Consider the following 14233-nt stretch of genomic DNA (forward strand, 5'->3'; position numbering starts at 1 on the left):
GGGGCAGTAAGATTGATAATACCGAGAGCTTGTGAAAGTTCCATTTAAAAAGGGTCCATGATGAGCATGAACCCTTTTTACACGAGCCACCGGATCGGTCAACTGATCCTTAAACGATCGGCATTAGGCTTCGGCCCCTTTTTTATTGCCTGCTTTCCGGCCACAATAGCCCGTTATCCGTGTTTCGCCAGAATCCCCGAAGAGAGAGCCATGAAGCCAAAATCTGTCACCCTCGATGATGTCGCGCGCCACGCCGGTGTGTCTTATCAGACCGTTTCGCGCGTCCTGAATCAGGCTGCACACGTCTCGGTCAGAACGCGCAACAAAGTCGAACAGGCAATGGCTGCGCTGAATTACGTCCCGAACCGTGTCGCCCAGCAACTGGCGGGCAAACAAAGTTACACCCTTGGGCTGGCGACCACCGAACTGGCGCTACACGCTCCGTCGCAAATTGCGTCGGCAATGAAAACCCGCGCAAATCAGCTAGGTTTCAACGTCGTGATATCGATGATTGATAACCTGAGCCTTGCCGCGTGTCGTACGGCGGTGAATGAACTGATGTCACAGCGTGTCGATGGCGTGCTGATTAACGTGCCGCTGTCGAATGAGGACGCAGACGCGATCGCACAGCTTTGCGGCAATTTACCGGCGCTGTTTCTGGATGTCGATCCGCAGGCCGATGTGTTTAAAATTCTGTTCGATCCTCACTGCGGGGCAGAGCAGGGCGTCGAACATCTGCTGGCGCTCGGACATCAGCAGATCGCCGTACTGACCGGCCCGCTCGAATCCATATCTGCACGCTTACGTTATGAAGGCTGGCTGAATACGCTGGCATTGCACGATATTACGCCGTGCGCGGTTCAGCATGGCGACTGGAGCGCGGCTTCGGGTTACCAGCAGGCATTATTGTTGCTCAATCAGCCCGCACGCCCTACGGCGATCCTGGTCGCCAATGATCAGATGGCGCTGGGCGTACTGCGCGCGGTCCATGAGTTTGGCCTGCGGGTGCCGGAGCAAATCTCGGTGATGGGCTATGACGATACTGAAGACAGCGCATTTTTCTTCCCGCCGCTGACCACCATCAAACAGGATTTCCGCCTGCTCGGTCACGAGAGCATTAACCGGCTGGTAGAGCATCTGCATACGCATGGCGATCACCCGCAGTCCTCATTGTTACTGCCCACTTCTTTAGTTGAACGCCATACAACCGCCAGACCGGGTACAGACACTGTGTCGCAGGAAACTTTATCGCAGGAACTGATCCGCATCGCACGTCAGCTCAGCGCGCTGTAAATCTTTTTTAAGAACTGACTGACGCGGAATTTGTGATCCGCGTCCCTTTCCCGCATCCCCGCACTTTACTTACTCTCTCCGGTTACGCATGTTTATATTATTGTGAGCGCATAACAATTTAACGGGGAGATATTATGAATCCATCAGCGGAAGATAAATTATCATCGCTGGCCACTGTTCTGGCCCGCCGTGACTGGGAAAAACCGGCCTCGACGCAGTGCAACCGATTACCCGCACACCCGCCGTTCAACAGCTGGCGAAATGCAGAGGAAGCGAGAAGCAACAAGGCTTCAGGAAAAATTCGTAACCTGAATGGCGAGTGGACGTTCAGCTATTTTAACCGTCCTGAAGCCGTGCCGGAGCAATGGCTGCAACAGGATCTGGCTGAGGCCGATGCTGTGCAGGTGCCCTCTAACTGGCAACTGGCGGGATACGACGCGCCGATTTATACCAACGTTCAGTATCCGATCCCGGTCAATCCGCCGTTTGTGCCGGAAGAAAACCCTGCTGGTTGTTACTCGCTCACAGTTTCTGTGGATAATGACTGGCTGAGCAGCGGGCAGACGCGCATCGTGTTTAACGGCGTCAATTCTGCGTTCTATTTATGGTGCAACGGTCAGTGGGTCGGCTATTCCCAGGACAGCCGTTTACCGGCGGAATTCGATCTCAGTCATGTGCTGCATGCGGGTGAAAACCGGCTGGCGGTGATGGTGCTGCGCTGGAGCGACGGCAGCTATCTGGAAGATCAGGATATGTGGCGCATGAGCGGGATTTTCCGCGATGTCACCTTGCTGCATAAACCGGCAGAGCAAATTACTGACATGCAGGTGCGCACGCATCTGTTCTACGGCTTCACGCAGGCCGAACTGGAAGTGCAAGTCAGCGCCGCGGTACCGCCGGACACCGCGGCTGATTATCAGGTGCGCGTCCAGTTGTGGCAGGGCGATAAACCGGTCGCAGAACATCAGCAACCGCTCGGCAGTGAAATCATTGATGAACGCGGGACGGCATTTGACCGCACCACGCTGCGTCTGCCGGTCAGCCGGCCCGCATTATGGAGCGCTGAACAGCCCGCTTTATACCGTGCTGTCATTTCCCTGATTTCTCCGCAGGGCCAGCTTATTGAAGCCGAGGCCTGTGACGTCGGTTTCCGTCAGGTGGAAATCAGCAACGGGCTGCTGAAAGTGAACGGCCAGCCGGTATTGATCCGCGGCACCAACCGCCACGAACATCATCCTGAAAACGGTCAGGTGATGGATGAGGCCACCATGCGCCGGGACATTGTGCTGATGAAGCAACACAACTTCAACGCCGTGCGCTGCTCGCATTATCCGAACCATCCGCTGTGGTACCGGCTCTGTGACGAATACGGTCTGTACGTCGTGGATGAAGCCAATATCGAAACCCACGGCATGCAGCCGATGAACCGTCTGTCGGATGATCCGGTGTGGTTCAACGCCTTCAGCGAACGCGTGACGCGCATGGTTCAGCGCGACCGCAATCATCCGTGCATCATCATCTGGTCACTGGGCAATGAGTCCGGTCATGGCGCCACTCATGACGCGCTGTACCGCTGGATCAAATCTGTCGATCCGACCCGTCCGGTGCAGTACGAAGGCGGCGGCGCCAACAGCGCGGCGACCGACATTATCTGCCCGATGTATTCCCGCGTTGAGCAGGATCAGCCGTTCCCGGCGGTACCGAAATGGTCGATTAAAAAGTGGATCAGCATGCCGGACGAAACGCGTCCGCTGATCCTCTGCGAATACGCCCATGCGATGGGCAACAGCTTTGGCGGCTTTGATAAATACTGGAAAGCGTTCCGTCAGTTCCCGCGTCTGCAGGGCGGTTTTGTCTGGGACTGGGTTGATCAGAGTCTGCTGCGCACCAGCGAAAACGGTGAGCGTTATATGGCCTACGGCGGCGATTTTGGTGATACGCCAAATGACCGGCAGTTCTGCATGAACGGTCTGGTATTCGCTGACCGCACTCCGCATCCGTCCTTATTTGAAGCCCAGCGCGCCCAGCAATTTTTCCAGTTCTCGCTCACAGGCACTTCGCCTTTGATGATTGAAATACAAAGCGAATACCTGTTCCGGCACAGTGATAATGAGCAGTTAGTCTGGCGCATCGAACGTGACGGCGAAGTCATTTCGCAGGGCGAGGCGGTACTGAATATCGCGCCCAACGGCAAACAAACCCTGAATCTGGGGGATATACCGCAGGCAGAAGGCGATTTGTGGCTGAATGTTGCGGTACACCAGCCACAGGCGACCGCGTGGTCAGAAGCCGGACACCGCAGTGCCTGGGATCAATGGCAGTTGCCGCAACCGCTGATATTGCCGGTGCCGGAAAAAATCTCTGCCGCCACGCCGGTTCTCGATCAGCAAGGTGATGTGATTTCCGTACTGCATGGCGCGCAGTGCTGGCAGTTCAGTCAGCAAAGCGGATTGCTGGAACAGTGGTTCGATGGCAAAACGCCGCGCCTGCTTTCCGCCTTGCGCGACCAGTTTGTCCGTGCGCCGGTAGATAACGATATCGGTGTCAGCGAAGTCACCCGTATTGACCCGAATGCCTGGGTTGAGCGCTGGAAAGCAGCGGGTATGTACCACCTGGAATCGCGTTTATTAAACATCTCCGCCGATCAGTTACAGGACGGGGTAGTGATCACGACCACTCACGCGTTTATGGCGGAGGAAGAAACGCGACTGCTGAGCCGCAAGATTTTCCGCATTGATAATCAGGGCGAACTGCATATCAGCGCGGAGGTTCGCGTGGCATCAAACGTGCCGTCACCGGGGCGCATTGGCCTGACCTGTCAGTTGGCTGAAACCGCAAAAAACGTTAGCTGGCTGGGCCTGGGACCGCATGAAAACTACCCGGATCGCCGTCTGGCTGCGCAGCACGGGCGCTGGAATTTGCCGTTGACCGAGATGTACACGCCTTACGTTTTCCCGACCGAAAACGGTCTGCGCGGAGAGACCCGTGAGCTGGATTACGCCGGATGGACGCTGCGTGGCAATTTCCACTTTGGCCTGAGCCGCTACAGCCTGCAACAGTTGATGGACACCAGCCATCGTCACCTGTTGCGTGAAGAAGAGGGCACCTGGCTGAACATCGACGGCTTCCATATGGGCGTCGGCGGTGATGATTCGTGGAGCCCGAGCGTCAGCCCTGATTTCCTGCTGACAGCCGGTCAGTACCATTATTCGTTCACCTGGAAACGTGCCTGACAGCCTGCGCCGCCATGTTAATCCCCGGCGGCGCGATATTCAGACGTAAGGAAAATGCTTATGTATTACCTGAAAAATACTAACTTTTGGATGTTCGGGCTGTTCTTCTTCTTTTACTTTTTCATCATGGGTGCCTACTTCCCGTTCTTCCCGATCTGGCTGCATGATATTAATCAGATCAGCAAAAGCGACACCGGCATTATCTTCGCCAGCATTTCGCTGTTCTCACTGTTGTTCCAGCCGGTGTTTGGTTTACTGGCGGATAAACTGGGACTGAAAAAGCATTTGCTGTGGATCATCACCGGCATGCTGATCCTGTTTGCGCCATTCTTTATCTACGTGTTTGGGCCATTACTGAAAATTAATATCTATCTCGGTTCGGTGGTGGGCGGGATTTACCTTGGCCTGATTTACAACGCCGGTGCGCCTGCGATTGAAGCCTATATCGAAAAAGTCAGCCGTCGCAGCAGCTTTGAATTTGGCCGTGCACGTATGTTCGGTTGTGTCGGCTGGGCGCTGTGCGCATCGGTGGTCGGCATCATGTTTACCATCAACAATGAATTTGTGTTCTGGCTCGGCTCCGGCTGTGCGGTGATCCTCGCCATCCTGTTGCTGATCGCCAAACCGGAAGTCACGTCCAGCGCGCGCGTGGCCAACGAACTGGGGGCGAACAGCAAACCGTTCAATCTCAAACTCGCCCTCGAACTGCTGAAAGACAAGAAGCTGTGGTTCCTGGCGCTGTACGTCATCGGTGTTTCCTGTACGTACGACGTGTTCGATCAGCAGTTTGCCAACTTCTTTACCTCCTTCTTCACGTCATCTTCTGAAGGGACGCGCGTCTTTGGCTATGTGACCACGATGGGCGAACTGCTCAACGCCTGCATCATGTTTTTCGCACCGCTGATAGTAAACCGCATTGGTGGCAAGAATGCTTTGCTGCTGGCCGGTACCATCATGTCAGTGCGCATCATCGGCTCGTCTTTCGCGTCATCGCCGCTGGAAGTGGTGGTGCTGAAAACCTTGCACATGTTTGAGGTGCCGTTCCTGATTGTCGGTTGCTTCAAGTACATTACGTCTGTGTTTGAGGTGCGTTTCTCGGCGACGATTTATCTGGTGACTTTTTGCTTCTTCAAACAGGTGGCGATCATCTTTATGTCCGTTTTCGCGGGCAACATGTATGACCGAATCGGTTTCCACGGCACCTATCTGATCCTCGGAGTCATCGCGCTGACCTTCACGGTGATTGCTGCCTTTACGCTGAGCGGCCGCGGCCCCCTTCAGGCATTCAAAACCCCTGAACCGTTAAAAAACAGCCACGCAAATTCTTAATTTATCTGAACTCTTTGCTGCGAAATTGGCACTTCATCGCATTGTTAGTTAACCTTACAGGACACTTGCTGCCTCGTTAAACGGGGCAGCTTTGGTTTCTTGCAGCCCGTGAGGGTGTAATTTTGGGGTACTTTAAATGGATGATTTAAACGTTGTGGGCAGCATCAATAATGCTGGCAACTGGTTGGTGAGAAACCAGGCGTTACTGCTTCATTACGCGGTGAATATTGTGGCAGCGATCTTCATTCTGATTGTGGGGATGATTATCGCCCGTGTCGTTTCCGGTGCCGTCAGCCGGGTCTTAAAAGTTCGTGGTATTGACATCACCGTTTCCGACTTCCTTTCCGCCATGGTGCGTTACGCGATTATCGCGTTCACGCTGATTGCGGTTCTGGGGCGGATTGGCGTGCAAACCACGTCCGTGATTGCCGTCATCGGTGCCGCCGGTCTGGCTGTCGGTCTGGCATTACAGGGGTCGCTGTCCAACTTTGCGGCCGGTGTTTTGCTGGTGATCTTCCGTCCGTTCCGTGCCGGTGAATATGTCGATCTCGGCGGCGTGGCCGGTACCGTCACTCAGGTACAAATTTTTTCCACTACCCTGCGTACGCCGGACAACAAAATCATTGTGGTGCCGAATGGTAAAATCATCGCCGGTAACATCATCAATAATTCACGCGAACCGACCAGCCGTATCGAGCTGACGGTGGGCGTGGGTTATGACTCAGACATCGATCTGGTGAAAACGATCCTGACCGACATCATCACGGCCGATCAGCGTGTTTTGAAAGATAAAGACGTCGTGGTTCGCCTCAACGAAATGGCAGCTTCAACCCTGAATTTCATTGTGTACGCCTGGACCAGCAACGGTGATGCACAGAACGTGAAATGGGATCTGCTGGAATCGTTCAAACGCGCGCTGGATAAAAATAATATCAATATTGCGTATCCGCAGATGGATGTTCACCTGTATCAGGTGGCGAATGCGGCGGGCAACCAGCAGGAAGAACGACGCACTTTCGAATAAAGTATGCTTCCCGGATTCAGATTTTCACAGGCGCCTGCGGGCGCCTTTTTCATGCCTGAAAAATCATCCTGCCACTGATAAGCCAGTCTAATGAGCGATTAGAAATATCCATTTCCTCTTATACCGGCTAAGCCCTTACACTGCGCGCAATCTCTGTTATTCACTCTCTGAAGGATATCCCATGCTGGCTATTTTCCTGCAAGGACTGGCGATGAGCGCCGCGATGATTTTACCCATTGGCCCGCAGAATGCATTTGTGATGAATCAGGGCATCCGTCGTCAGTATCATCTGATGATCGCCGGTTTGTGCGCCCTGAGTGACATCGCGCTGATTTGCGGCGGCATCTTTGGCGGCAGCGCGTTGCTGAGCAAGTCCCCGACGTTGCTGTTGCTGGTGAGCTGGGGGGGCGTGGCATTTTTACTGTGGTATGGCTGGGGCGCATTTCGCACGGCATTCAGCAAAAACCCTGAACTGGCGCAGGCTGAAGTGGCGAAGCAAAGTCGCTGGAAAATCGTGGTCAGCATGCTGGCGGTGACCTGGCTGAATCCGCATGTTTATCTCGATACTTTCGTGGTGCTCGGCAGTCTGGGCGGCAGCCTGAGCCATGATGAGCGTTCGTGGTTTGCGCTCGGCGCGGTCAGTGCGTCAGTGATGTGGTTCTTCGGGCTGGCCATTCTCGCCGCCATGCTTGCGCCATGGCTTAATACCTGCAAAGTGCAGAGGGTGATCAACGTTATCGTCGGCGTGATCATGTGGGGGATTGCAATACAACTGGCGCGTCAGACCGGGGTATTTTGAGTTTTGTCACTAATCTTAGTTTCTGTTGTAACGGATTATGCTACGGTTTCGCAGATTGTTTGACCTATCTATTGCCAGATCTTTGATGATTAATGGAGGCACTGTGAAACTGAAAGCATTGGCTGTAGCAGCGATGTTGGGATTAGGGACATTACCGCTGGCGTTACAGGCGGCAGAATTACCTGCCGGGCCGCACGTCGTGACGTCAGGCACCGCAAGCGTGGATGCCACGCCGGATATCGCGACGCTGGCGATTGAAGTCAGCGTGTCGGCGAACGATTCAGCCAGCGCCAAGAAGCAGGCTGATGAACGCGTGGCAGAGTACTTTGCTTTCCTGCAGAAAAACGGCATTGAGAAAAAAGATATCAATGCGGCGAACCTGCGTACTCAGCCGGAATATAACTACCTGAAAGATGGCACGTCACAGCTCAAGGGCTACCGCGCCGTGCGTCAGGTTCAGGTAACTTTGCGTCAGCTCGACAAACTGAATGAACTGCTGGATGGCGCGCTGAAATCCGGCCTGAATGAAGTGCGTGCGGTTGAACTGGGCGTCGCCAATCCGGATAAATTCCGTGATGAAGCGCGTCAGAAAGCGATTGAAAACGCCACGCAGCAGGCAAAATCGCTGGCCGAAGGTTTCCATACCAAACTGGGGCCGGTTTACAGCATTCGTTATCACGTTGCTAACTACCAGCCGATGCCGGTGGCGCGTATGTATAAAACCGCCGAAGCCGCAGGGCAGAGCGATGTCGCGCAAACCTACGAGCAGCAAAGTATTCATTTCGACGATCAGGTCGATGTGGTATTCGAATTGCAGCCTCAGGCACCTGCACCAGCCCCGGCTCCGGCTCAGTAAGAATGAATCTGTAAAAATGAAAAAACCCGCTCCGGCGGGTTTTTTGTTTCTGACCTTTTATGTTGCCTGTCGGACTTCTTTATCGGCTGAAAACGTCACCTGTTTCTGTGCTTCCAGCACCCGCAATCTTTCTGTCAGCGCCTGGCTGATCGAGGCATAAGCGGTACTGCCCAGCGCCAGACGTAGTGGCGGACTGACGGCATCGGCAGCGGTGATCATCGCCCGGACAGTATTTACTGCGTCACCTTTAATGGCGAAATCACCGGATGCCATCGCCCGGCGTACCTCACCGGCGGGTGTCTTTTCATAGCACGGCAAGGGCGTGGCATGATCCAGCCCGGCGCCAAATTCTGTGCTGGTCGGGCCGGGTTCCACGATCAGGAAATCAATGCCAAACGGTGCCACTTCCTGCGCAACGGATTCGACAAACCCTTCAATCCCCCATTTGGTCGCATGATAAAGACTGAAGTTGGGATAAGCGATCTGTCCGCCTTCCGATGAAACCTGCACAATCCGGCCGCCACCTTGTCCGCGCAGGTAGGGTAAAACGGCGCGGATAAGCTGGATCGAACCCACCAGGTTAGTGGCGATCTGCCTGTCGATTTGTTCGTCACTGGTTTCTTCGCCTGCGCCGAACAGGCCATAACCGGCATTGCTGACCACGACATCAATACGTCCCATCTTAGCGAATGCTCCGGCAACGGCTGCTCTGATTGCCGGAGTGTCTGTGACGTCGAGCGTGATGCTATGCAACTGATCGCCATAGATCGCCTGTAAGGCGTCAAGCGCACCCGGCTTGCGTACGGTGGCGATCACCCGGTCACCGCGCTCAAGTAGCTGTTCAGTGAGCAGGCGTCCAAGGCCGGTCGATGTGCCGGTAATAAACCATGTCTTTGCCATTATCAAATGCCTCTGTTGCAGAAGTTGCCAGACATTCAGGGTAGGGCAATACTATTGTTGCGTTAATACCCAATAACCCGCATGAACAGGTGAATATTCCCCACCAATGAGCAAACCATTATTGAGCAAACCGACCCTGGCAGAACTCAGGGCCTTTATGGCTGTTGCTGAACACCGCAGTTTCCGCCGTGCCGCCGATCTTTTAGGCATTACCCGATCCTCGCTCAGCCATATTATGCGCGGGCTTGAAGATCGTCTTGGCGCACGCCTTTTGCACCGCACGACGCGCAGTGTGTCACTGACCGAAACGGGTGAACGCCTGCTGAAACGGATTAATCCGCTGATGAACGGGCTTGATGCGGCGCTGGAAGACGTAGCAGGCGAGCCGGGGAGGCTGACGGGTGAATTACGTATCAACGGCAGCGAGGGCGCTATCCGCTTGTTGTTGCGCAATATTGTGCCGCAATTCATGGCGCGTTATCCCGGTGTGGCGCTGGATCTGGTGGCGGAAGGAAAGCTGGTGGATATTGTCGGGGAAGGGTTTGACGCAGGGATCCGGCTGGGAGAAGCGGTTCCACGGGACATGATCGCCGTGCGGCTCAGCCCCGACATGCGCTTTCTAGCCGTGGCTTCGCCGGATTATCTTGCGGCGCATCCCGCCCCTGAAACGCCGGATGATCTCGCCCGCCATCAGTGTCTGCGTCAGCGCCTGCCCAGCGGAAAACGCTATCGCTGGGAGTTCCACAAACGCGGACAGGAAGTGGCGGTGGATGTGCCGGGAAATCTGACGCTGGATAATACGCAACTGATGATTGAGGCCGCACAGGACGGGCTGGGGATCGCGTATGTTCCTGAAGATTATGCGCAGGTTGCGCTGAAAGAAGGGCGGCTGATTGCAGTGCTGGAAGACTGGTGCCCGCCAATCCCCGGTTTGTTTCTCTACTTCGCGGGCAACCGGCATGTGCCCGCGAGCCTGCGGGCATTGATCGAGATGGTCCGGGAGAAAAGCGGTTAAACGCCGCTTTTCACGCCGGATAATTCTGTCAGTCCTGACGCAACACCTGATGTCCGTGGGCGATCAGTGCATCGGTGACTTTACGCATCATGCGGCTTTCGGGCGCAAAACGGTGCCAGTAAAGCATACGGCGCTGGAACAGGCCCGGCGTCAGGTCGATCAGCTCGCCGCTTTCCAACTCTTTCTCGATTTGCAGATGCGGGATCATGCAGCAGGTGGTGCCCTGACGGGCCAGTTGCACAAAGGCTTCCGACGAGTTAACGATGTGGCACGGCACGCTGCCCGGCGATAAATCGAAGTTCTGTTGCAGGAAGGCCTGATGCATATCGTCCAGATGGTCAAACGCTACCGCAGGCGCTTTCAGCAAGGCGGAGCGGGTAACGCCGTTCGGGAAATAGCGATCAGCAAAAGGTTTCGAACCCACAAACAAATAGTCCAGCGCACCAAGCTGATCCACCAGACAGCTCGGCAGTGGCTGGGGTTGAATACTTACCGCGCCCACCACTTCACCACGACGCAGACGTTCCTGCGTGCGCGTTTCGTCTTCCACCTGTAAATTCAGGCGGATAGGGGAATCAACCAGCACTGATTTCAGCGCCGGTAACAGCCAGGTTGCCAGACTGTCGGCGTTGACCGCCAGTGAAAGCAGCAGAGGTGTATCATTGCTTTCATTGTTGCTGTCACTGCCAAGCCACTCTTCTTCCAGTAATTCCACCTGATGTAACAAGGCCAGTAATTTCTGTCCCTGTTCAGTCGGCCGGGGTGGAACGGTACGAACCAGCAGCGGCTGGCCGAACAAATTTTCCAGTTGCTTAATGCGCTGAGAGACGGCCGATTGTGTGATGCAAAGCTTCTGCGCTGCGCGCTCAAAACCGCGCTCACGGATCACCGCGTCCAGTGCCTGCAGCGTTCTATAGTCCGGGCGTTTCATCGGAGTTCTGTCCCTTAGATTTAATTTTATCCGAACACTATGCCACAGATTGTCAGGATTTGTGGTGAGGAAAATCTTTGTGTTTGCAGCACAATTGCACTTAATAAGTGTGATCTGGCTGCGGTGTTGTTTATCCAAATTGCCGGGACATGCTTTATAATCACCGGCACTCTTCGTTCCACCGAACTATTCACGCCACTTACGTGTTATCAGACAGAGAAGCCATTATGACGCAGGAAGAATTGAAAAAAGCAGTCGGCTGGGCCGCACTGGATTACGTCACGCCGGGCACCATTGTCGGTGTCGGTACCGGATCCACCGCCGCACATTTCATTGATGCACTGGGTTCCATCAAAGGCCAGATTGAAGGTGCGGTTTCAAGCTCCGATGCTTCTACCGCAAAACTGAAGAGTCTGGGTATTCATGTTTTCGACAGCAATGAAGTGGATTCGCTGGATGTGTATGTCGATGGCGCGGATGAAATCAACGGCTCGATGCAGATGATCAAAGGGGGTGGCGCTGCGCTGACCCGCGAAAAAATCATTGCCGCGATTGCCAAAAAATTCATCTGTATCGTGGATGCTTCCAAGCAGGTTGATGTGCTGGGTAAATTCCCGCTGCCGGTGGAAGTGATCCCAATGGCGCGCTCTTATGTTGCGCGTGAACTGGTTAAACTCGGCGGCCTGCCGGAATACCGCCAGAATGTGCTGACAGACAATGGCAATGTGATCCTTGATGTGCATAACCTGAACATTCTTGATGCCGTCGCGATGGAAAATAAGATCAACAGTATTGCCGGTGTTGTGACTGTCGGCCTGTTCGCCAACCGGGGTGCTGACGTGGCGCTGGTCGGGACTTCTGAAGGTGTCAAAACCGTCAAACTGAAGTAATCAGAATATAAGCAGAAGATCTGGCTGCTTTAGGGCAAGGCAGCCAGCCTAAGCCTCGTCATTGCGCTGTCATAACGCAATGTTATGAAGATGATAATTTTCTGACTGAATCATCTTTTCTTCAAAGGCTTTAATTTGGTGACTTATGTCACATTTCTGTATTTCTCCTCCTGAACGTCTGGCACAGTAAAATTGAACCAGCATGAAATGCTAAAAACCGGCAGGCGTGCTGAGCCTTCTGCTGGGGGGCAGGCAATCGTTTGTATTGATGATGGCGGATTTTTTGTTATGTTGACTGTGAGCAGTCATCTTGCAGTTCGAATTCAGCCAGAAAAATATAGGGTCGGGAAATGGCAAAAGTATCACTTGAGAAAGACAAGATTAAATTTTTGTTAGTGGAAGGCGTCCACCAAAGTGCGGTTGATACACTCCGTGCCGCGGGTTACACCAATATTGAATTTCACAAAGGTGCTTTAGACACGCAATCGCTGAAAGAATCGATCCGTGATGCGCACTTTGTTGGACTCCGATCGCGTACTCAGCTGACTGAAGAAGTGTTCCAGGCAGCCGAAAAACTGGTGGCTGTTGGGTGTTTCTGTATCGGCACCAATCAGGTAGATCTGAAAGCTGCGACCCGTCGCGGTATTCCGGTCTTTAACGCACCCTTCTCCAACACCCGTTCGGTTGCGGAAATGGTGCTGGGCGAGATGTTGCTGATGATGCGCGGCATTCCTGAAGCGAATGCGAAAGCGCACCGTGGTGTCTGGAACAAGCTGGCGGTCGGTTCATTCGAAGCGCGCGGCAAGCGTCTGGGTATCATCGGTTACGGTCACATTGGCACGCAGCTGGGGATTCTGGCGGAAAGCCTGGGGATGCGCGTCTTCTATTATGACATCGAAAGCAAACTGCCTTTGGGCAACGCGCAGCCGATTGCCACACTGGAAGAATTGCTCAATACCAGCGACGTCGTCACGCTGCATGTGCCGGAAACAGCCGGAACCAAAGACATGATTTCTGAAGTGCAGCTGGCGCAGATGAAGCCTGGCGCACTGCTGATCAATGCCTCACGCGGTACGGTCATCGACATTCCTGCGCTGTGCAATGCGCTGCGCAACAAACATCTTTCCGGTGCGGCTATCGACGTCTTCCCGGAAGAACCGGCGACTAACAGTGACCCGTTCAATTCTCCGCTGTGTGAATTCGACAACGTATTGCTGACGCCACATATCGGCGGTTCAACGATGGAAGCGCAGGAAGGTATCGGCCTCGAAGTGGCAGGCAAACTGGCGAAATACTCTGACAACGGTTCTACACTGTCAGCGGTTAACTTCCCGGAAGCGTCTCTGCCAGCGCATACCGAGAAAGCCAGCCGTTTGCTGCATATCCACGAAAACCGTCCGGGTGTGCTGACCAGCATCAACCAGATTTTTGCGGAACAGGGTATCAACATTGCTGCGCAGTACCTGCAAACCAGCCCAGAAATCGGTTATGTGGTGATTGATGCGGAAACGGATATCAATACGCTGACTACCGCGCTGCAACTGATGAAGGCGATTCCGGGAACCATTCGTGCCCGTTTGCTTTACTGATAAGCCTTTCTGAAACAGACAAAATACCAACCGCCGAAAGGCGGTTTTTTGTTTTATGGCATCAGGGCGTTAAAAAATGTCTGCAGAGGGAATAAAGGGGGGATCAAAACGTCAGAAGTAAAAGGACAGGGTAATCAGACCGCAGAGGATCATTGATGAAAAAGTGATTTCGAACAGGTAGCGGCGCAGCATCATCTGTCAGTACCTCAGGGCAGAAAACGGAGAAAAAAACACCCGGCGAACCGGGTAATGCCGGTCACTTAAGGTGACCGGCATTGTTTTTTAAGGGATATTTCGACCTTTTTTCTCTCACTTCCCTGACATATTCACGCTCACGTCTCGAGGGCAGTTTTAGCATCGCTGCGTTGCTGTAA

11 protein-coding genes are annotated in these 14233 nt (G+C 54.0%); 9 read left to right on the top strand and 2 right to left on the bottom strand.

The window, feature by feature from the left end:
• The first annotated feature begins 210 nt into the window (after window positions 1-210).
• From LC431_RS25850 to LC431_RS25875, 6 genes are all read left to right on the top strand, one after another.
• On the top strand, window positions 211-1293 hold the full coding sequence (locus LC431_RS25850) for a LacI family DNA-binding transcriptional regulator (RefSeq protein ID WP_013576801.1): 1083 nt from the start codon (window positions 211-213) through the stop codon (window positions 1291-1293).
• Window positions 1294-1427: 134 nt separating this feature from the next.
• A complete protein-coding gene (locus LC431_RS25855; RefSeq protein ID WP_223510463.1) occupies window positions 1428-4526 on the top strand; it encodes a beta-galactosidase in 3099 nt (1032 codons plus the stop codon).
• A gap of 60 nt (window positions 4527-4586) precedes the next feature.
• Window positions 4587-5855 carry an MFS transporter gene (locus LC431_RS25860; RefSeq protein WP_112150877.1) on the top strand — a complete coding sequence of 423 codons (1269 nt, stop codon included), beginning with the start codon at window positions 4587-4589 and terminating at the stop codon, window positions 5853-5855.
• Window positions 5856-5991: 136 nt separating this feature from the next.
• Window positions 5992-6879 (top strand): small-conductance mechanosensitive channel MscS, encoded by an 888-nt coding sequence (gene mscS, locus LC431_RS25865; RefSeq protein WP_013576798.1) that lies wholly within the window; start codon window positions 5992-5994, stop codon window positions 6877-6879.
• A 181-nt stretch (window positions 6880-7060) separates the two neighbouring features.
• Window positions 7061-7678, top strand: coding sequence for an arginine exporter ArgO (gene argO, locus LC431_RS25870; RefSeq protein ID WP_223510464.1), 618 nt, complete (start codon window positions 7061-7063; stop codon window positions 7676-7678).
• 103 nt (window positions 7679-7781) lie between these two features.
• The gene (locus tag LC431_RS25875; RefSeq protein ID WP_015690337.1) at window positions 7782-8534 is read left to right on the top strand and encodes an oxidative stress defense protein; all 753 of its coding nucleotides are present in this window, start codon (window positions 7782-7784) and stop codon (window positions 8532-8534) included.
• A gap of 57 nt (window positions 8535-8591) precedes the next feature.
• On the opposite strand, the gene LC431_RS25880 is transcribed toward LC431_RS25875, so the two are convergent.
• Window positions 8592-9434 carry an SDR family oxidoreductase gene (locus tag LC431_RS25880; protein WP_223510465.1) on the bottom strand — a complete coding sequence of 281 codons (843 nt, stop codon included), beginning with the start codon at window positions 9432-9434 and terminating at the stop codon, window positions 8592-8594.
• Window positions 9435-9540: 106 nt separating this feature from the next.
• Between LC431_RS25880 and LC431_RS25885 the strand changes: the two genes are divergently transcribed.
• Window positions 9541-10449: a LysR family transcriptional regulator gene (locus LC431_RS25885; RefSeq protein ID WP_153376506.1), complete on the top strand. Its 909-nt coding sequence runs from the start codon at window positions 9541-9543 to the stop codon at window positions 10447-10449.
• Window positions 10450-10477: 28 nt separating this feature from the next.
• Here the strand turns inward: LC431_RS25885 and LC431_RS25890 are convergent, their stop codons facing one another.
• A complete protein-coding gene (locus LC431_RS25890; RefSeq protein ID WP_013576793.1) occupies window positions 10478-11380 on the bottom strand; it encodes a LysR family transcriptional regulator ArgP in 903 nt (300 codons plus the stop codon).
• A gap of 227 nt (window positions 11381-11607) precedes the next feature.
• On the opposite strand from LC431_RS25890, the gene rpiA reads away from it, so the two are divergent.
• Window positions 11608-12270, top strand: coding sequence for a ribose-5-phosphate isomerase RpiA (gene rpiA / locus LC431_RS25895; protein ID WP_013576792.1), 663 nt, complete (start codon window positions 11608-11610; stop codon window positions 12268-12270).
• 350 nt (window positions 12271-12620) lie between these two features.
• On the top strand, window positions 12621-13859 hold the full coding sequence (gene serA / locus LC431_RS25900) for a phosphoglycerate dehydrogenase (RefSeq protein ID WP_037036675.1): 1239 nt from the start codon (window positions 12621-12623) through the stop codon (window positions 13857-13859).
• Window positions 13860-14233 lie beyond the last annotated feature (374 nt).

The sequence above is a fragment of the Rahnella sp. GSA61A genome (assembly GCF_019969905.1).
Classification (GTDB): domain Bacteria; phylum Pseudomonadota; class Gammaproteobacteria; order Enterobacterales; family Enterobacteriaceae; genus Rahnella; species Rahnella aceris.

Excerpts from the sequence above, each read along its gene's own strand:
- LC431_RS25850 (WP_013576801.1), top strand. The coding sequence starts at position 211 with ATGAAGCCAAAATCTGTCACCCTCGATGATGTCGCGCGCCACGCCGGT.
- LC431_RS25855 (WP_223510463.1), top strand. The coding sequence starts at position 1,428 with ATGAATCCATCAGCGGAAGATAAATTATCATCGCTGGCCACTGTTCTG.
- LC431_RS25860 (WP_112150877.1), top strand. The coding sequence starts at position 4,587 with ATGTATTACCTGAAAAATACTAACTTTTGGATGTTCGGGCTGTTCTTC.
- mscS (WP_013576798.1), top strand. The coding sequence starts at position 5,992 with ATGGATGATTTAAACGTTGTGGGCAGCATCAATAATGCTGGCAACTGG.
- argO (WP_223510464.1), top strand. The coding sequence starts at position 7,061 with ATGCTGGCTATTTTCCTGCAAGGACTGGCGATGAGCGCCGCGATGATT.
- LC431_RS25880 (WP_223510465.1), bottom strand. The coding sequence starts at position 9,434 with ATGGCAAAGACATGGTTTATTACCGGCACATCGACCGGCCTTGGACGC.
- LC431_RS25885 (WP_153376506.1), top strand. The coding sequence starts at position 9,541 with ATGAGCAAACCATTATTGAGCAAACCGACCCTGGCAGAACTCAGGGCC.
- LC431_RS25890 (WP_013576793.1), bottom strand. The coding sequence starts at position 11,380 with ATGAAACGCCCGGACTATAGAACGCTGCAGGCACTGGACGCGGTGATC.
- rpiA (WP_013576792.1), top strand. The coding sequence starts at position 11,608 with ATGACGCAGGAAGAATTGAAAAAAGCAGTCGGCTGGGCCGCACTGGAT.
- serA (WP_037036675.1), top strand. The coding sequence starts at position 12,621 with ATGGCAAAAGTATCACTTGAGAAAGACAAGATTAAATTTTTGTTAGTG.